General features: G+C 63.3%; 14 protein-coding genes. 7 read left to right on the top strand and 7 right to left on the bottom strand.

Going from position 1 to position 17,369, the window contains the following annotated elements; all coding sequences use genetic code 11:
• Nucleotides 1–101: 101 nt before the first annotated feature.
• Nucleotides 102–311 carry a cold shock domain-containing protein gene (locus tag D5125_04710; GenBank protein QFY88829.1) on the bottom strand — a complete coding sequence of 70 codons (210 nt, stop codon included), beginning with the start codon at nucleotides 309–311 and terminating at the stop codon, nucleotides 102–104.
• A 433-nt stretch (nucleotides 312–744) separates the two neighbouring features.
• Between D5125_04710 and D5125_04705 the strand changes: the two genes are divergently transcribed.
• Nucleotides 745–2,484 carry a DUF342 domain-containing protein gene (locus D5125_04705; protein QFY88828.1) on the top strand — a complete coding sequence of 580 codons (1,740 nt, stop codon included), beginning with the start codon at nucleotides 745–747 and terminating at the stop codon, nucleotides 2,482–2,484.
• A 38-nt stretch (nucleotides 2,485–2,522) separates the two neighbouring features.
• Here D5125_04705 and D5125_04700 read toward each other — a convergent pair whose 3' ends face one another.
• Nucleotides 2,523–2,852: a DUF2782 domain-containing protein gene (locus D5125_04700; protein QFY88827.1), complete on the bottom strand. Its 330-nt coding sequence runs from the start codon at nucleotides 2,850–2,852 to the stop codon at nucleotides 2,523–2,525.
• 103 nt (nucleotides 2,853–2,955) lie between these two features.
• Between D5125_04700 and rep the strand changes: the two genes are divergently transcribed.
• Nucleotides 2,956–4,974 (top strand): DNA helicase Rep, encoded by a 2,019-nt coding sequence (rep, locus tag D5125_04695; protein ID QFY88826.1) that lies wholly within the window; start codon nucleotides 2,956–2,958, stop codon nucleotides 4,972–4,974.
• A 2-nt stretch (nucleotides 4,975–4,976) separates the two neighbouring features.
• Here rep and D5125_04690 read toward each other — a convergent pair whose 3' ends face one another.
• From D5125_04690 to D5125_04670, 5 genes are all read right to left on the bottom strand, one after another.
• Nucleotides 4,977–6,521, bottom strand: a complete 1,545-nt coding sequence (locus D5125_04690) for a diguanylate cyclase (protein QFY88825.2) — start codon at nucleotides 6,519–6,521, stop codon at nucleotides 4,977–4,979.
• A complete protein-coding gene (locus D5125_04685) occupies nucleotides 6,518–7,345 on the bottom strand; it encodes an endonuclease/exonuclease/phosphatase family protein (protein QFY91057.1) in 828 nt (275 codons plus the stop codon). The genes D5125_04690 and D5125_04685 overlap by 4 nt, the downstream gene beginning before the upstream one ends.
• Nucleotides 7,346–7,355: 10 nt before the next feature.
• Nucleotides 7,356–7,991, bottom strand: coding sequence for a thiol:disulfide interchange protein DsbA/DsbL (locus D5125_04680; GenBank protein QFY88824.1), 636 nt, complete (start codon nucleotides 7,989–7,991; stop codon nucleotides 7,356–7,358).
• 237 nt (nucleotides 7,992–8,228) lie between these two features.
• A complete protein-coding gene (locus D5125_04675) occupies nucleotides 8,229–8,846 on the bottom strand; it encodes a cytochrome c4 (protein QFY88823.1) in 618 nt (205 codons plus the stop codon).
• A 106-nt stretch (nucleotides 8,847–8,952) separates the two neighbouring features.
• Nucleotides 8,953–9,843, bottom strand: coding sequence for an SDR family oxidoreductase (locus D5125_04670; GenBank protein ID QFY88822.1), 891 nt, complete (start codon nucleotides 9,841–9,843; stop codon nucleotides 8,953–8,955).
• A 68-nt stretch (nucleotides 9,844–9,911) separates the two neighbouring features.
• On the opposite strand from D5125_04670, the gene D5125_04665 reads away from it, so the two are divergent.
• From D5125_04665 to D5125_04645, 5 genes are all read left to right on the top strand, one after another.
• The gene (locus D5125_04665; protein ID QFY88821.1) at nucleotides 9,912–10,925 is read left to right on the top strand and encodes a CDP-6-deoxy-delta-3,4-glucoseen reductase; all 1,014 of its coding nucleotides are present in this window, start codon (nucleotides 9,912–9,914) and stop codon (nucleotides 10,923–10,925) included.
• A 295-nt stretch (nucleotides 10,926–11,220) separates the two neighbouring features.
• Nucleotides 11,221–12,771 carry an ATP-binding protein gene (locus tag D5125_04660; protein ID QFY88820.1) on the top strand — a complete coding sequence of 517 codons (1,551 nt, stop codon included), beginning with the start codon at nucleotides 11,221–11,223 and terminating at the stop codon, nucleotides 12,769–12,771.
• A gap of 25 nt (nucleotides 12,772–12,796) precedes the next feature.
• Complete coding sequence (locus D5125_04655) at nucleotides 12,797–13,678, top strand: transporter (GenBank protein QFY88819.1); 882 nt, start codon at nucleotides 12,797–12,799, stop codon at nucleotides 13,676–13,678.
• On the top strand, nucleotides 13,678–15,597 hold the full coding sequence (locus tag D5125_04650) for a sensor histidine kinase (protein QFY88818.1): 1,920 nt from the start codon (nucleotides 13,678–13,680) through the stop codon (nucleotides 15,595–15,597). Before D5125_04655 ends, D5125_04650 begins: the two co-directional genes overlap by 1 nt.
• Complete coding sequence (locus D5125_04645) at nucleotides 15,564–16,265, top strand: response regulator transcription factor (protein ID QFY88817.1); 702 nt, start codon at nucleotides 15,564–15,566, stop codon at nucleotides 16,263–16,265. The genes D5125_04650 and D5125_04645 overlap by 34 nt, the downstream gene beginning before the upstream one ends.
• The last annotated feature ends 1,104 nt before the right edge of the window (nucleotides 16,266–17,369 follow it).

Here is a 17,369-nt window from a genome sequence, read left to right as displayed (position 1 = left end):
AAAAGAAGCCCGCATTGCTGCAGGCTCAAGGAAGAGGGCCACCGGAGCCTCAGGGTGCGCAAGGCACCCCCAATGGCTGCTCCGGTGGAGAGAGGGGGGTGTTACAGGGGTGTAACCTGATCGGCCTGGGGGCCTTTCTTGCCATCGATTTCGGTGAACTCGACCTGCTGGCCTTCATCCAGGGAGCGGTGTCCTTCGCCTACAATGCTGCGAAAGTGGACGAACAGGTCCTTGCCCGAATCACGGGAAATAAAACCATAGCCCTTGGCGTTGTCGAACCACTTAACGGTTCCAATTTGTCTGTCAGACATGTAAAAAATACCTCAGTAGTAATAGAGTAGTAGCAGGCAGGCCCTTCATCCTGAACGGGCTCGCCCTCGGCAGCGCCCCAGGGTCCGGGGTGCTGTCGCATACGGCCAAAGGCCGTGCCTCGGCATCATGCCATGGCGGAACAGACATCGCCCAAGGGCGAGCAGACCACAGGATTGGCTTGCGCTAGCGAAGCTAGATTCGGTGTTTTCAGCTGAAGACAGAGAATGTAGAACGATAGAGGTAGGACTCAGATCATGCAGTGAGGGCAGATTAACCCAATGCGCCGATAAAGGCAAAGCAATTCCTGCTTGGGCAAGAATCCCGCCCCTGCCCGGCGCGAAAAATGCGCACGAAAATGCTCTGGGCTTAGTGGCTTCAAGTGTGAGAAGATGACAGGGACTCGGCTGGATTTATGCGAAGGTTTACTGTCCCATGCCCCAGGTCCAATTCAATCTGACCAAAGATCAAGCCCGAGTAGAGGTGGTGCTTGAGCGTGCCAGTGAGGAAGACAAGATCAGCTACGATGAGCTGAAACAGCACTTTCTGGAATCCCCCTTTGCTAACCACCTGCCCTTGGAAAAGGGCTTTCAGCAGGCCCTGGGCAAGCTGCTGGATACCCCGCCCGGAGAACCCACCCCGGCCACCGAGGTGGCCCAGCGCACCGATGCCGAGCTACGCATCGTCCTCTCCCGCAACAAATTCCGCGCCAGCGCCGAAATCACCCAGGGCCATGGCGGCAAGAAGATCCGCAACATGGACGTGGTAGTGGCCGCGCGCAAGGCCGGCGTGGTCCAGGGGCTGGACACCAAGGCCGTTGGCCAACTGGTGGCAAAGGCCGCAGAGGCGGCCCCAGGCACGGTCAGTCGTGAGGTGATCGCCGAGGGCCGCGAGCCGGTGGAGGGCAGTGATGTGCGCTTTGAACAGCTCATCCCCACCCTGGAGGACCGCGCCACCCAGCCCAAGGAGCGGGAAGACGGCAGCGTTGACATGAAGGACTACGGCAAGTTTCTCTCGGTACAGGAGGGGCAGCAGCTGATGCGTCGCCACCCGGCCAAGCCGGGGCAGCCGGGGCTGTCGGTGCTGGGCAAGGCGATCCCCTGCAAGGCGGTGAAGGTGGGCCGGATGACACCTGGGACCGGGACGGAGATCTCGCCGGATGACCCCGAATTACTCATCGCCACCCGCTCCGGCATCCCCCGTCGGCTGGGTCACGGCTTCGCCCAGGGCATGGCGGTGGAGCAATCCCTCAGCCTCAAGGCGGTCAATCTGGCCAGCGGTCATGTCGAGTTCGAGGGCACCGTGATGGTGGAGCGGGATGTGGCCGAGGACATGCGCGTCATCGCCAGCGGTGATATCTGCGTTGGCGGTCTGGTGGAGGCCTCCTACCTGCAGGCCGGCGGCAGTGTCCTGGTGGCCAAGGGCATGATCGGCCGCCAGTTGCAGCAGCCCAAGCCGGTCAAGGGCAAGCCCATCGAGGCGCTCAAATACGCCCTGGTGGTCAAGGCCGAGGGGGATATACGCACCCCCTTCGTACAGACCGGCGATCTGACCAGCGGCGGCTCCATCTACGTAGATAATCTGCTCTACCACTCACGGGTCAACGCCCGCGAGCTGGTTTGGGTGGGCAAGGGCGAGGTGCTCAACGGCAAGCTGATCGGTGGCGAGATCAACGCAGGCACTTCGGTCCAGGCGGGCATCATCGGTATGCCCTCGGGCGTACTGGGGAGCATCGATCTGTCCGCTCGGCTCAGGCAGGAACAGGAGAGCATCGACCGGCTGCGTACCGAGATGAACCAGGTGAATGAACAGGAGGTCAAGCTGGCCGCCATGATCAACAGCCTGCTCAAACGTGGGGTGAGCAACAGCCACGAAAAGATGCAGCGCCTGCGCGAGGCGCACACGGCCGACCACGAGCGGGTTGCCGAGTTATTCAAACAGCTGAAGGAGTCCGAGGCCGAGTTTCAGCGCCTGCTGGGCGAGGTACGCGTGGTAGCGCGGCAGACCCTGCACGCCGGGGTGGAGATCCGCCTGCTCGACCGGGTGGAGCGCATCGGCCGCGACATGAGCGCCATCGAGGTCCGGGTGACCGATCAGCTGGGCCTGGAGTTCGTGCCCATGATCAGCACGACACGCCGTCAGGGCAAGATCAGTAAATCGCGCTATCAGGGTTGAGCGGGCCGCGCAGCCACGCAACCCGGTCTGGCCGACGGCTAAAACCGCATCAGCACCCACTGCGGCACCGCGCTGTTGCGCAGGTCGTCCAGCCGGGTATCCAGCTCGCCATCACCGTCCATGTCGATCTCGTAATAGGGCTTGCCCACCCTGGGCTGGATCTTGACCATGTACAGATGGCCGTTGGCGCGGTACTCATAGGCACGGCCTTCGGGATGATCGACAATGGTCACCTCGGGCTCCAGCTCCTCACCGCTGTGTACCGGCTCAGGCAGCTGGGGTGGCGGTGGGGCACCGTCATAGGCGGCCAGGGGGGCGGCCAGGAACAGGGCGGGCAAGAGGGCAAGCAGGGGCAGTGCGTGTTTCATGGATCTATTCCAGAGGTAAAGGTTGCCTTGTAGGGGCATGGGGCCAACAATGGCGGCCATCTTAGTACGTCAACGGCCAATGATCCACGAATAATCCGCCCCCATGCAGCAACTCAACCCACAACAACAGGCCGCCGTGCGCCACATCGGCACGCCACTTCTGGTGCTGGCCGGGGCCGGCTCGGGCAAGACCGGGGTGATCACGCACAAGATCGCCTACCTGATCGAGCACTGCGGCTATGCCCCGCATCAGATCGCGGCGGTCACCTTCACCAACAAGGCGGCGCGGGAGATGAAGGAGCGCGTCGGCCTGCTGCTCAAGGACCGCCCCAGCCGGGGCCTGCGCATCTCCACCTTTCACAACCTGGGCCTGAACATGCTGCGCCGCGACTGCCGCGAGCTGGGCTACAAGCCCGGCTTCTCGCTGTTTGACGCCCAGGACAGCGAGGCCCTGATCCGCGAGCTGCTGCGCCAGCACCAGCGCGAACAGAGCGAGGCGGCCAGCACCGCGCTGTGGCGTATCTCCGCCTGGAAGTCCGCCCTGCGCACCCCCGAGCAGGTACTGAGCCTGGCGGACAACGAGCTGGAGGCCCTGCACGCCCGCCTCTATGCCGAGTATCAGCGCCATCTGCATGCCTACAACGCGGTGGATTTTGATGACCTCATCGGCCTGCCCACGCGCCTGCTGCAAACCAGCGAGCGGGCCCTCAACCACTGGCGCCAGCGCATTCGCTACCTGCTGGTGGACGAATACCAGGACACCAACCAAAGCCAATATGAGCTGGTCAGGCTGTTGGTGGGCGAGCGCGGCAGCCTCACCGTGGTGGGCGATGATGACCAGTCCATCTACGCCTGGCGCGGCGCCCGACCGGAAAACCTGGCCCAACTGCAACAGGATTACCCCAACCTGCGGCTGATCAAGCTGGAGCAGAACTACCGCTCCTCCAATCGCATCCTCAGCAGCGCCAACCGGCTGATTTCCTTCAATCCCCATGTGTTTGAAAAGCGCCTGTGGAGCGAGCACGGCCCCGGTGACCCGATCCGCGTCATCGAATGCCGCGACGATGAGGCCGAGGCCCAGCGGGTGGTCGCCGAGATCCTCCAGGCGCACCTGCTGCAGGGGCTAGGCTACGGTAGCTTCGCCGTGCTGTTTCGCGGCAACCATCAAGCGCGACCGGTGGAAAAGGCCCTGCGCGAGCAGCAGATCCCCTATTTTCTCAGCGGTGGCCAATCCTTCTTCGCCCGCAGCGAGATCAAGGACTGCATGGCCTATCTGCGCCTGCTGGCCAACCCCGAGGACGACGCCGCCTTTTTGCGCGTGATCAACTGCCCGCGCCGCCAGATCGGCCCCTCCAGCCTGGAAAAGCTGGCCGGCTACGCCCGCCAGCGGGAGATCCCCCTGCTCGCCGCCTGTGATGAACTGGGCCTGGCCGAGCAGCTCAAGCCCCGCGCCCGCGAGCGCCTGCAGGAATTTGCCCAATGGCTGGGCGGGCTGGCCCGGCAGCTGGATCAGGAGCCGCCGGTGAACAGCGTGCGCCGCCTGCTGGAGCAGATCGACTACCCTGCCTGGCTCAAGGAGACCAGCTCCAGCGACGCCCAGGCCGAGCGCCGCCTGCAGAACGTCACCGACCTGACCCAGTGGCTGCAGCGGCTGCACGACAAGCAGCCAGAGCAGGGGCTGATCGACCTGGTCAACAAGCTGGCCCTGCTCGACCTGCTCGACCGCCAGGACGAGGAAGGCGGCGACGACCGGGTCCACCTGATGACCCTGCACGCGGCCAAGGGCCTGGAGTTCGACCGAGTCTATCTGATCGGCATGGAAGAGGAGTTGCTGCCGCACCGCAGCAGCATCGAGGAGGACAACATCGAGGAGGAGCGCCGCCTGGCCTACGTCGGCATCACCCGCGCCCGCCGCCAGCTCAACATCAGCCTGGCCAAGCGCCGCCGCCGCTACGGCGAGAACATCAGCTGCGAACCCAGCCGCTTCCTCGCCGAACTGCCGGAGGAGCACCTGCGCTGGCACCGGCTGGGGGAAAAGCCCTCAGAGGAAGAGCGCAAGGCCCAAGGCAGCGCCCACCTGGCCGGCATCCGCGCCATGCTGGGACAGAGGACGGAGGACTGAATTCAGCCCTGCTCGCAGCGGTTGCGGCCGTTTTGTTTGGCCCGGTAGAGGGCGTCGTCGGCCCGTTTGAATACACCTTCGGCGGTTTCTTTAGGGCGAAATTCGGTATAACCGCAGGAGATGGTGATGGGGATCAGCTTGTCGCCGGCGCGGAATTTCTGCTTGGCGATGGCCTCGCGGATCTGGTTGGCCACCTCGGCGGCGTGTTCCAGGTCGGCACCGGGCATGAGCATGACGAATTCCTCGCCACCGTAACGGGCGACAAAGTCGGTCTTGCGGATCTTGCTGGCCAGTAACTGACCCACCACCCTGAGGGTCTTGTCGCCGGTCTGATGGCCGAAGTTATCGTTGATCTGCTTGAAATGGTCTATGTCCCAGACGATCAGGCACAGGGGCTCGCCAAAGCGCTGCCAGCGGGCCACTTCCTCGCTGATACGCGCCTCCAGCGCGGCGCGGTTGGGCAGCCCGGTGAGGGCGTCGGTTTGGGCCTGGCTTTGCGCCTCGGCCAGGGTCTGGCGCAGGCGGTCGCCCTCCTGCTCCAGGGCGCGCATACGCGTGCGCATCTGCGCGGTTTCCTGGGCCGCGGCCTGAAAGCGCTCCTGCTCCTGTACCAGGTGGCTGACCACCTGGCTCTTGATGGTATCCAGACGTTTGCTCAGTTGTTGTTTGAAGCTGCCCAGGTCCTTGGCCTGGGCCACATCCTGATTGACGCCGTCCACCTCCTGACGCATGGCCTCGCGCAGGGCGCGGCCGCTTTCGGCATTCTGATCACGGGCGCTGTCCAGGTATTGCAGTACGCTGTCCAGCTCCTGCAGACGGCCGTTGAGGGCACCGAGAAAGCGTTCGGTTTCGGCCAGGTCCTGTTCCGCCTGGCTGAGGTTGCCGCTGAGCAGGCCAACCATCTCCTCCACCGTCTTCAGCCACTGGTCGTGATCCTGGCTGCCGGTCTCCAGCCGACCCTGGATCTGGGCCATGTCCTGACGCAGCCGGGCTGGCCATTCCAGGCGTTGCAGCAGGGTACGCAGCTGCTGGTTGGCAGCCGGGCCGCTGACCGCGTCATCGGTCTGGCTACCGCCCAGCAGGCGGTTGAACAGGCCGCCCTTGCGGCCTGACTCGGCCTCGGCGGTGGGCGGGGCGAGCAGCTGCGCCAGCTGGTCCAGCTCTTCCGGGCTGGCCTGATCGGGCCGCGCTGCCAGGCGCTGATACAGTTCGGTCAGTTGTTTGCGCGCCTTGCCTTGCAGGTTGGCGTTGCGGATCAGGCGGCCAAGCAGGTCCTCGCCGGGCTCCGGGGCGGTCTCGCGGGCCTTGACCAGGGCATCGCTGAGTTCACTCAGGCGGTGCTGAAAGGCCGGGGTTGCGCTGCCGCCCTTGGCGGTCTTCTGCAGGCTGATCAGGTGCGGGTCCAGGTTGGGGTCCAGGCCGCGCACGGCGATGGTCAGACGTACTATGGCCCGGCACAGCAGGCGCTCGCTCTCGGCGCACTGTTCAAGCTCGCTCTCGTGCTGTTCGCTGAGCTTGAAGTATTTGTCCTTCCAGTCACCGCTCATCCGTTCACTACCTCGGTTTGGGTTTTGTGTAGAGCCACCTCGGGACCGGCCCGGCGCAGGGGAAAATTCTCCGGCAGGCATACCTCGACGCACACCGGCAGGTGATCGGAGAGGGGGAAGTCCACCACCTGGGCATGGCGCACCTCCAGGCTGTCCGAGACCAGGATGTGGTCGATTCTACGCCAAGGCCGCCAGCTGGGGAAACTGGGTGCGCTGCAGGGCGGCGGCCGCAGCCCGCTGCGTTGCAGCAGGCGTTGCAGTTCGGGGGCCTCGTAGGCGCAGTTCATGTCGCCCATGACGATGGCGTGGGGGAAGGGGCGGACCAGTTCGCCGATGTAGCCCAGCTGGCGGCTGCGTCCGCCCTGGCCGAGGGCCAGGTGAACCACGCACACCGCAAGCTCCTGTTCCGGCGGCCCGAGCACCGCCAGCAAGGCACCCCGGCCGGGCAGGTTGCCCGGCAGCTTGTGTTCTTCTATCCGGTTGGGCAGGTAGCGGCTGAGCAGGCCGTTGCTGTGCTGGCCCAGGGCACCCAGGTTGCGGTTGACCTGGCTGTACCAGCAGCCAAAGCCGGCGCGTTGGCCGAGGTATTGGGTTTGATCGACAAAGTTGCTCCGCAGACTGCCTGAGTCCACCTCTTGCAGGCCGACCAGATCGTAATCGCGCACCAGCTCGGCAACCCGATCCAGGTTGGGCATCTGCGCCGGGTGCGGCAGCCAGTTGCGCCAGCCACGGGTCAGATAGTGGCGGTAGCGGTGGCTGTCTGCCCCGGTCTGGATATTGTAGCTGAGCAGGCGCAGGGAGCGTGGCGGCTGCGGGGCATCCATCTGGCCGGGTTCAGGGCTGCTCGGCCTGTGCCTCGCTGCGGCTTTTGTCGATCAGGTGATCGACCAGTTGCAGCATCTGCTCGAAGCTTGCGACCTGGCCGGTGCGCCAGGCACCATTGATCACCATGCTGGGCACGGCGCGGATGGAAAAGCGCTTGACCAGTTCGTCGGCACGATTGACCCGTGCCTGCACGGCAAAGGACTTAAGCTGCTTGCGGTAGCTGTCGGCATCAATGCCGGTCTCGCCCAGAAAGCGGGCCATGGCATCGACATTGCCTAGGTCCCGGCGCTGGTCATGGATGGCGGCAAAGATCTTTTCATGCACGGAGTGGTCCACGCCAAGGATTTCCAGGCTGTAGTAGGTCTCGGCGAAGAAGCGGGCCTGGGGGTTGAAGATGGCCGGCACCTTGATGAAATCGACATCCTCTGGCTTGGTCTTCAGCCAGTCCAGCAGATGCGGCTCGAAGTCGTAGCAGTGCGGGCAGGTGTACATGAAGAATTCGACCACTTCGATCTTGCCGGGCTCGGTCCCCGGATAGCTGGGGAAGATCTCGAAGTAGTTCTGGTTCTCCTTGAAGGGGCCAGCGGCCAGGGCCAGCAGGGGTAGCCCCGTTAGCAGCAGGGCAAGCAGGAGTTTTTTCAGCATCTGGGTTTCCTCGGGTTCAGAAGACAGAAGACGGAAGACGGGATGTTGTGTCGCTTCGCGACATTAACACCAAATGTCGCATAGCGACTTCAATCAGAAGACAGAGGACAGGGTTCAGAAGACAGAAGACAGAGGATTGAGGGCAGGGGATTGAGGTGTGCTGCGCACCCCTATGCAATCAAGTATCGCGAAGCGATACGAAAACCTGTCCCCTGTCTTCCGTCCTCTGTCCTCTGCTCAGCGCAGCCCTTGCACGTATTGGGATACGGCGGCAATCTCTGTATCGCTCATCTTGCCGGCCAGGTCGCGCATCATCTTGTTCAGGTCGGTGCTTCGGTTGCCGTCACGGAAGTCCTTCAGCGCCTTTTCCACATAGGCGGCGTGCTGACCGCTGAGGCCGGGGAAGTTGGCCGCCGGGATGCCCGCGCCACTGGGGCCGTGGCAGGAGGAGCAGGCGGCCAGCCCCTTTTTTGCATCACCGGCGCGGTAGAGCTGTTCGCCCAGGGCGACCTTGTCGGCCTCGGCACTGCCCAGCTGACGCTTCTGGCTGGAGAAGTAGGCGGCCAGGTCGGCCATGTCTTCCTCGCTCAGGGGGGCGGCCATGGGGGTCATCAGGGGGTCATTGCGTTCACCGGCCTTGAACTTGCCCAGCTGATCCAGGATGTAGCCGACCGACTGACCGGCCAGCTTGGGCCAGATGGGGTTGGGGCTGTTGCCGTCGGGGCCATGGCAGGCGGCGCAGGTGGCGGACTTGGTCTGGCCGGCCTCGATATCGCCAGCGGCCTGGGCCGTGCCGGACAGCAGCGGGGCGCTGACCAGCAGCGCGGCTACGAGGGGGGTGAGCTGTTTCTTCATATCGATACCTGCTGTAATTCTAATATAGACGTGAAAAGTAAAACCCGAAGCAGCAAGGCTGAACAGGTGAAAATGCGGGGACTTATAGCAATTCAGGCCCAAAAGGTCAACCGGGTTGCGTCGGCCAACAGGCGGCCAGGCCCTGATCCAGGCCCGGATAGCGCAGCTCTATGGCCAGCTCTTTCAGCATCTTGCGGTTATCGATACGGCGCGATTCGTTCAGGTAACTCAGCATCTCTGTTGACAGGCTGGCCTCGGCCTGCTGGCGGCTGATCTGCTCGGGCCGGGGCAGGCCGGCCAGATCGGCCACCCGGTTGAAATAATCCAGCATGGTGGAGGGCTGGCCGTCGCTGACATGGTACAGGCTGCCATTTGGTGCACGGTCCATGGCGGCGCGGCAGACCTGGGTCAGGTCGTCGATGTGGATGCGGTTGGACCAGGGGGCCTCGGCCTCGCAGAGCATGGGCAGGCCCTTTTGCAGCCGCGCCAGGGGCAGGCGACCGGGACCGTAGATGCCGGGCAGGCGCAAGATCACCAGCTCAACCCCCTGCCCATCGGCCCAGTCCCGCCATTGTTGCTCCGCCGACCAGCGGCGCAGGGCGCGGGGTGCCTTGGGCTTGACCGGCCGGGTTTCATCCACCCAGGCACCCTGGCAATCGCCATAGACCCCGGTGGTGCTGATCAGCACCACCCGGCCCGGTCGCTGGCCCTGGATCAGGCGCAAAAAGGCGGCGCTGCGGCTGTCCTCCTCGCCGCTGGGCTGGGGCGGGATCAGCCAATAGAGACGGGCCCGCTCGACATCCGGGGCGGCGGCCTGGGCCAGCCGCTCCCTATCCCAATCCAGGTCCAGGCACTGGCCGTTGACCCCCTGCCGCTGCAGGGCCTGTAGTGATTCAGGGCTGCGCACCAGGGCCAGTACCCCATCGCCATCGGCGTGATGGCTTTGCGCCAGGCGCTGGCCCAGGTAGCCACAGCCGGCAATGATCAGGTCATTCATAAGGTTTCAATATCCCGGTAAATCCGTACAATCGGCAGCCATTTTGGCGAAAAACAAGGCAGATTCCCATGAATTTCAGCGTAACCATCCAGCCCACGGGTCAAGTCATGCAGGTCAATGAGGGAGAAACCCTGCTGGATGCCGCCTTGCGCCAGAGCATAGGCCTGCCCTATGGCTGCCGCAGCGGCCTCTGTGGCAGTTGCCTGTGCAGCCTGGAATCGGGTCAGGTGGACTACCCCGATGGTCCCAGCGAGACCCTCAGGGACAAGCCGACCAATGCCCTGCTCAGCTGTCAGGCCGTGCCCCGCTCCGATCTGCTGATCCAGGTGCCTGAGCTGTTGCAGGCGCAGGACTTCGAGGTCAAGACCCTGCCCTGCAAGGTGCACAGCCTGGAACGTATCGCCCATGATGTGGTGCGCCTGCAGCTGAAGCTGCCCGAGGGTGATCGCTTGCAGTTCCAGGCCGGTCAGTATCTCAACGTTATCCTGGCCGATGGCCGCAAGCGCGCCTTCTCCCTGGCCAACGCCCCGCACGACGATGCCTTCATCGAACTGCATGTGCGTCATGTCGAAGGCGGTCAGTTCACCGACTACGTCTTCGCCCAGATGCAGCCCAAGGCCCTGCTGCGCATCGAGGCCCCGCTGGGCGGCTTTACCCTGCGCGAGTCTTCTGAGCGACCGATGATCTTCGTCGCCGGCGGCACCGGCTTTGCCCCGATCAAGGGCATCATCGAGCACATCATACACATCGGCGACCCCAGGCCGCTGCAGCTGTATTGGGGGGCGCACGCCGAGCGGGACCTCTATCTGCGTCCACTGGCGGAGCAATGGCAACAGGAGCACAGCCAGATGCGATTCATCCCGGTGCTGTCTGAACCGGACCCGGACTGGGCCGGCCGCAGCGGCTGGGTGCACCAGGCGGTGCTGGCGGATAACCCCGATCTGAGCGGCTTCGACGTCTATATGGCCGGCCCACCACCGATGATCCAGGCCGCCAAGCAAGGCTTTGAGGCCGCCGGCCTGGACCTGGCAAGGCTTTACTCCGACTCCTTCGAATACGGCGCAGCGGCCGACAAGACCTGAGGGGTGGCCCTTGCCGGTCGGACATCAGCCCCATGGCCGCTGGCTGGGATGGGCGAAATGGAATCATCGAGGCCTGGGAGCCTGTCGGATTTAGGATGCTCCTACTGCGCCGGTGGGAAGAACGGCCCAAAATTGTTTTAAACATTGGCCCCGATTTTTCGTTGCCTAGGCCAACTATGCGCCTCAAAATCGTGAAAATTTGTTCTCGCTCTCCCACCTTGCTCGTTACGGGCTCCTAAACCCGACAGGCTCCTGGCCTGCCCCCACAGGGCCATGCCAGTGCTATTATGGTTCCATGGAACGCAAAAAACTCCCTGCCGGTATTTCCAACCTCCGCGAGATGCGCGAGGAGGGTCATTACTATGTCGATAAGACCGCCTATGCCATGAGGCTGGTCGATGAGGGTAAATACTACTTCCTCTCCCGCCCGCGCCGCTTTGGCAAGTCGTTGTTCTTGGACACTCTGGCAGAGCTTTTCCAGGCCAATGAGCCGCTGTTTCGCGGGCTCTATGCCCATGAGCACTGGGATTGGTCGATCCAATACCCTGTCATTCGGCTGAGCTTTGGTGGTGGCCTGATGCGCGATCGGGCGCAGCTGGAGAACAAGATGCAGGACCTGCTGCGCATCAACCAGCGTTCGCTGGGTATTCCCTGTACGCCGGATATGGACATCCCCGCCTGCTTTGCCGAGTTAATCCAGGCGGCAGAAGCAAAATACGGCCAGCGTGTGGTCATCTTGGTGGATGAATACGACAAGCCCATAGTGGATAACCTGACCCAGCCTGACCTGGCCCGCGAGATGCGCGATGGCCTGCGTAACCTCTATTCCGTGATCAAGGACAACGACGCCCAGATCAAATTCGCCTTCATCACCGGCGTGTCCAAGTTCAGCAAGGTGAGCATCTTCTCTGGCCTGAACAACCTGGAAGACATCACCATCGACCGGCGTTACTCGGCCATCTGTGGCTATACCGAGGATGATCTGGATGAGGTATTCGCCCCGGAGCTGGAAGGCCTGGACCGGCAGCAAATTCGCGACTGGTACAATGGCTACAACTGGACCGGCGAGGCGGTGTATAACCCCTATGACCTCTTGCTGCTGCTGCGTAACCGGCAATTCCGCTCTTATTGGTTCGAGACGGGCACGCCGACCTTTTTGATCGATGTCCTGACTGGCCGGGGTGTCTTCAGCCCAAACCTGGAATCCCTGAGCGGTGACGAGGATCTGCTGGGCTCGTTCGATATCGATCACATCAGCACCGAGGCCCTGCTCTGGCAGACCGGCTACCTGACCATCCAGGGTCAGCGCCACACGGGTGCCCGTATCGACTACCAGCTCGGCTATCCCAATCTGGAGGTGCGCAGCGCCCTGAACAACAGCCTGACCAAGGCCCTGATGGGTGATCCCAGCCAGGCCAGCCGGGGCATGAGCCGCCTCTTCGATACCTTGATGAGCGGCGATTTCGAGCAGCTGCGCCAGCACTTTGTCAGCCTCTACGCCAGCATCCCCCACGACTGGTACCGTAACAACCCCATCACCCAGTATGAAGGCTACTGGGCCAGCGTCTTCTACAGCCACTTCGCCGCCCTAGGCCTGGACATCCGCCTGGAAGACACCACCAACCAAGGCCGGCTGGACATGGCGGTGCTGTTCAATCAGCAAATCTACCTGTTCGAGTTCAAGGTCGTGGAACTGGTGCCGGAGGGTAGGGCGCTGGAGCAGCTCAAGGCGAAGAACTATGCCGAAAAGTACCGCGCCCTGAACCAGCCCATCCACCTGATCGGTATCGAGTTCAGCCGGGAGCAGCGCAACCTGGTGGGCTTTGTGGTAGAGTCTCTGGGCTGAATCGGGTCGATTGACGAGGAGAGCCATGCACCGTTGGGCGATTCCATTGTTTGCCCTTGTCGGCAGTCTGTTTGCTGGAAGCGCCGCAAGCGCCACCAACGACATCTACCCCGGTGACTACTACCCCAGCGAACCGGGGGACCGCATCGTCAGCTTCTATGCCTACGATCGCACCTCGGCTGGCCCCTATGCCAAGGGCAGCAAGCAGGCCAACGGCAAGCTGACCGGCCAGATCGCCGCGTTGCGCGGCGTCAACACCTTCGAGCTGGCCGGCATGACGGCCACCTCGGTGGTGGCGCTGACCTGGGCCGACCTGTCGGCCAAGCCCGTAACGCTTGCCAATGCCATTGGTCGCAACACCACCGGCTTCGGTGACCTGCGTTTGGGTTTGACCGTCTGGCCGATCAAGGATCGCCGAAACGCCAACTACCTGGGCCTGAGCGCCATGGTGATTGCCCCGACCGGAAGCTTCAACAGCGGGCAGTTGCTCAACTACGCCGAGAACCGCTGGCGCCTGGTACTTTCCGGCGGCTGGCAGAAGGACATCACGCCCAAGGTGCTGTTCGAGCTTTTGCCGGAGCTGACTCTCTACGGCGACAACGACGACTATCTCGGCAACAACACCCTGGAACAGGACCCGGCCCTGGCCCTGACCGGCTACCTGCGCTGGCGGGTCACCCCGGCCTTTCACCTGCACCTGGGCGGCCAACTGAATTGGGGCGGGGCGGCCACGCTGAACGGAGTTGCCCTCGACAACCCACCCGAGAACAGCCGCGTCAACCTCGGCGCCACCTGGTTCCTGCCCGGCAAGCAGCAACTGATATTGCGCCTGGCGAAAGAGATCGACAACGAAAACGGCTTCCGCACGGATCGGGAGATTGCCCTGCGCTACCAGAAAGCGTTCTGATGGGGCGCTGGGTCGGGCTTTGCCTGTTATTGATTCTGGCCGTTCCGGTAACGGCTGCCAGCACGACGATCATTGCCCTCGACGATACCCCCAAGCGTATCCTCGACCAAGGCGAGTTGAGCCTGCTCATCGACCCCACACGGGAAATGACCCTGGCGGAGGCCACCCAGGCCTGGCAGCAGGGCCGGTTCCGCCCGCTACCGGGTAACCTTGGCCTGGGCTACCGACCTGATGCTGTCTGGTTGCACTTCACCATCACCAATCCCGCCGACAAAACCCAGAGCCGCTGGGTCGAGATCGCCGTCCCCTACCTGGACGACATCCGCCTCTATCACCGAGGACCCGCGGGGCAGGTGGTGCAGCGCCAGGCCGGTGATCGACTGCCACAATCCCAGAAGGAACTGGACTACCGCGCCCACGCCTTCAAGCTCGACCTGCAGCCCGGTACCCATCAGCTGTTTCTGCGCCTCCAGACCAGCAGCAGCCTCTCGGCCGTCGTCATCCTGTGGCAGCCCGATGCCTTCGACAAACACCTGCGTAGCAGCTACCTGGTATTGGGCCTCTACTTCAGCCTGTTGAGCACCGTGCTGCTGTTCAACCTGGTCAGCTGGGTCGTCGCGCGTCGCCGGGTGTTTCTGGTCTACAGTGGCTACCTGTTTCTCAACGCCCTGCAATGGGCGGCCATCAATGGCCTGGTGTCGGAGTTTGTATTTCCCGAGCAGCCCCTGCTGGCCAACCTGCTGCTGGGCGTGACCCTGTCACTGGCCGGCGCCCTGGCCTTCGTTTTTTTCATCCTGATCCTCGAACTCAAGCGCTATCACCCCTTCATCTACCGCTTCAGCCAATTTGGCGTTGCCGCCTCCCTGGTGACGGCACTGGCGACCCCGTTGGGCCACTACCAGACCTTCGCGCCCCTGTTGCTGATGATCGCCATCGTTGCCTCCTTCACCATGCCCTGGCCGATCGTCCGCCTCTGGCGCACCGGCGTCCTTTGGTCGCGCCTGCTGGCGGTGGCCTATGGCGCCTATGGTGTCCTGCTGATCTGGAACATCTTCGGCACCCTCGCCCTGATCCCGTTCGATAGCTGGAACATCCCCATCGGCATGACCAGCAACCTGTTCCACGTGTTGCTGCTGCACTTTGCCATCATGCTGCACTACCGTCGTGCCGAGGACGAACGCAAACAGGCCCTTGAGACGGCGAAACAGGCACAACAGGCCGTTTTGCTGGAGAAGGGGTTTCGCCAGGAGCAGGGGCAGCTGCTGTCCATGCTCTCCCACGAACTCAAGAACCCCCTGGCCACGGTACGCCTGACCCTGGATGCCATGACCTCCGTGGCCGGGGATGAACCGCGCCGCCAGCGCATCGAACGCGCCCTGTCCGGGCTCGACAACATCATCGAACGCTGCAGCCAGGCCAACCGGCTCGACCAGGGGCTGCTGCAAGGGCAGGCCGTTCCCGTAAGCGTGGAAGAATTGCTGGCCGACCTGGTCGCCGCCAGCCACGCGGCCGCGCGCCTGAGCATCACGGGCCTCGACCGGCAACTGACCCTGCACACCGACCCCCAGTTGCTGTTCATCGTGCTGCACAACCTGGTCGAGAACGCCCTGAAGTATTCCCCGAAGGGCGCGCCGGTGACGATCGCGATTTCACGACAACCCGGAAGCGACGACCGCCCCGGCCTCCGGTGGCAGATCAGCAACCCGCTGGCGCCAGGCCTGGCCCCTCCAGACCCCGAGCGCCTGTTCGACAAGTTTTACCGGGGCGACAAGGCCCAGGGCAAGAGCGGCTCTGGCCTGGGTCTCTACCTGGCCCGGGGTATCGCCGACACCCTGGACGCGGATCTGAGCTACCGGCCCGAGCCGGACCGGGTACACTTCCAGCTATGGATACCGCTCACGTCCGCCTCAACATCCTGATCGTCGAAGACAACGACGACCTGCGCGAGTCCCTGGTCGATGCGCTCGGTGGTCAGGGGCATCGGGTCCAGGGCGTCGATTGTGCCGAGGCGGTGGCCGAGCAGGCCAGCCAGGGTGTTTGGGACCTGTTCATCATCGACCTCAACCTTCCCGGCGAAGATGGCCTCTCCCTGGCCGCACGCCTGCGCCAGGTTCAGCCCGAGGTGGGCATCATCATGCTCACCGCCCGCACCCGCAGCCAGGACCGCTCCGCCGGTTATGCCCAGGGTGCCGACATCTACCTGACCAAGCCCGCCAGCCTGGCCGAGCTCAATGCTGCCATCCGCTCCCTGGCACGGCGATTGAAGCCGCCAGCGGCCGAAGCGGGGTTGCTGCTCGACCCGCAGCGCCTGCTGCTGATCGAATCTGGAACCCCTAACACCACCCGGCTCAACGCCAAGGAGGCGGCCTTGCTCGTCGCCTTTGCCCAGGCCGCCCAGCATCGGCTGGAGTACTGGCAGGTCGCGGAGATCCTGGGGATGGATCTGGATACCTTCACCAAGCCGGCTTTAGAACTACCCATCTCCCGCCTGCGCAAGAAGCTCACACCGTCCGCTGCCGATGCACCGACCATCAAGGCCATCCGCAACTGGGGCTACCAGCTCTGCGTCGAGATGCGGTTGGTCTGATCGTTTCTGAACCGCCCAGGCCATCAAGCCCCTCGCCCTTTGCAGGGAAGGAGCGGCGCAGATCACCCCTCAGCCCTTTCCCCCTGTCCAAATAACCCAGCATCTTTATCAAGCGATTGACAGGTTTTGACAGGATAGCGCCAGTGGCTCTGCTAAATAGAACGGCTGTATTTCGTTTGCTGTCGAGGGTTACCCCATGTTTACCGTTGCTTCCAACCAAATCGCCGTCATCGATACCCAGGTGCAGGACTACCACGTCCTCGAACAAGCCGCCCAGCCCGAACTGGCCAACCTACTGCAAGAGATCTTTATCCTCGCCACCGGCCGCGCCGCCAGCGCCGACAATATCACCGCGCTGCAAGCCTTGCTGGCGGAACAGGGGGTTCAGGGCATCATCGACTTGGTCGATGCCTACATGGGCCAGCTCAGTGAACAGCACGGCGTGGTGGAGATGATCAAAGCCGTGACCAAGAACGGGCTGGGCCTGGACATGACCGATGAGCAGGTTGAAGCACTCATCCCCGAGCTACAGGCCCAGGGCATAGACACCTGGAGCAAGCTCTACGCCCGCCTGATCACCGCTGAAGAGGCCTGGAGCCAGCCCCTGAACAACCGCGCCGAGGCCAGCAGCGCCTTTCTCGACACCCTGACCGAGGCCGGTCGCGACGACTGGTACGCCGGCAATGCCGTGTATCAGGCAGTCACGGCACTGATCCAGAACATCGGTAGCTCCGACACCAGCCGCAATGCCGTTATTGAGGGGCTGAACAAATTCGCCGCCAATCTGACCGAGACTGGCATCATCAACAAGGTAGCCGATGGCTACGTGGCCGGCGCCACCGTGTTTGCCGACGCCAACGGCAACGGCCAGCAAGATGAGGGCGAATGGTCCACCACCACCGATGCCTTCGGCAACTACGAGCTGCCCCGAGACACCCAAGGCATGCTGATCGCCCAAGGTGGTACCGACATCATGACCAACCAGCCCTTCAAGGGCGTGCTCACTGCCCCGGCCGGCACCACGATCATCAACCCCCTCACCACCTTGGTGCAGAGCATGCTTAGCAGCGGCCAGGCCGCCACGGTGGAACAGGCCGCCACAGC

The sequence above is a fragment of the gamma proteobacterium SS-5 genome (assembly GCA_009497875.2).
Lineage (GTDB): Bacteria > Pseudomonadota > Gammaproteobacteria > Chromatiales > Chromatiaceae > Magnetovirga > Magnetovirga frankeli.
The sequence above is the reverse complement of the archived record's forward strand: the minus strand, read 5'-3'. Positions and strand labels throughout refer to the sequence as shown.

Coding starts and splice junctions, on each gene's coding strand:
- D5125_04700 (QFY88827.1), bottom strand. CDS start 2,852: ATGAAACACGCACTGCCCCTGCTTGCCCTCTTGCCCGCCCTGTTCCTG.
- D5125_04710 (QFY88829.1), bottom strand. CDS start 311: ATGTCTGACAGACAAATTGGAACCGTTAAGTGGTTCGACAACGCCAAG.
- D5125_04650 (QFY88818.1), top strand. CDS start 13,678: ATGGGGCGCTGGGTCGGGCTTTGCCTGTTATTGATTCTGGCCGTTCCG.
- D5125_04665 (QFY88821.1), top strand. CDS start 9,912: ATGAATTTCAGCGTAACCATCCAGCCCACGGGTCAAGTCATGCAGGTC.
- D5125_04685 (QFY91057.1), bottom strand. CDS start 7,345: ATGGATGCCCCGCAGCCGCCACGCTCCCTGCGCCTGCTCAGCTACAAT.
- D5125_04675 (QFY88823.1), bottom strand. CDS start 8,846: ATGAAGAAACAGCTCACCCCCCTCGTAGCCGCGCTGCTGGTCAGCGCC.
- D5125_04670 (QFY88822.1), bottom strand. CDS start 9,843: ATGAATGACCTGATCATTGCCGGCTGTGGCTACCTGGGCCAGCGCCTG.
- D5125_04660 (QFY88820.1), top strand. CDS start 11,221: ATGGAACGCAAAAAACTCCCTGCCGGTATTTCCAACCTCCGCGAGATG.
- D5125_04690 (QFY88825.2), bottom strand. CDS start 6,521: ATGAGCGGTGACTGGAAGGACAAATACTTCAAGCTCAGCGAACAGCAC.
- D5125_04705 (QFY88828.1), top strand. CDS start 745: ATGCCCCAGGTCCAATTCAATCTGACCAAAGATCAAGCCCGAGTAGAG.
- rep (QFY88826.1), top strand. CDS start 2,956: ATGCAGCAACTCAACCCACAACAACAGGCCGCCGTGCGCCACATCGGC.
- D5125_04645 (QFY88817.1), top strand. CDS start 15,564: ATGGATACCGCTCACGTCCGCCTCAACATCCTGATCGTCGAAGACAAC.
- D5125_04680 (QFY88824.1), bottom strand. CDS start 7,991: ATGCTGAAAAAACTCCTGCTTGCCCTGCTGCTAACGGGGCTACCCCTG.
- D5125_04655 (QFY88819.1), top strand. CDS start 12,797: ATGCACCGTTGGGCGATTCCATTGTTTGCCCTTGTCGGCAGTCTGTTT.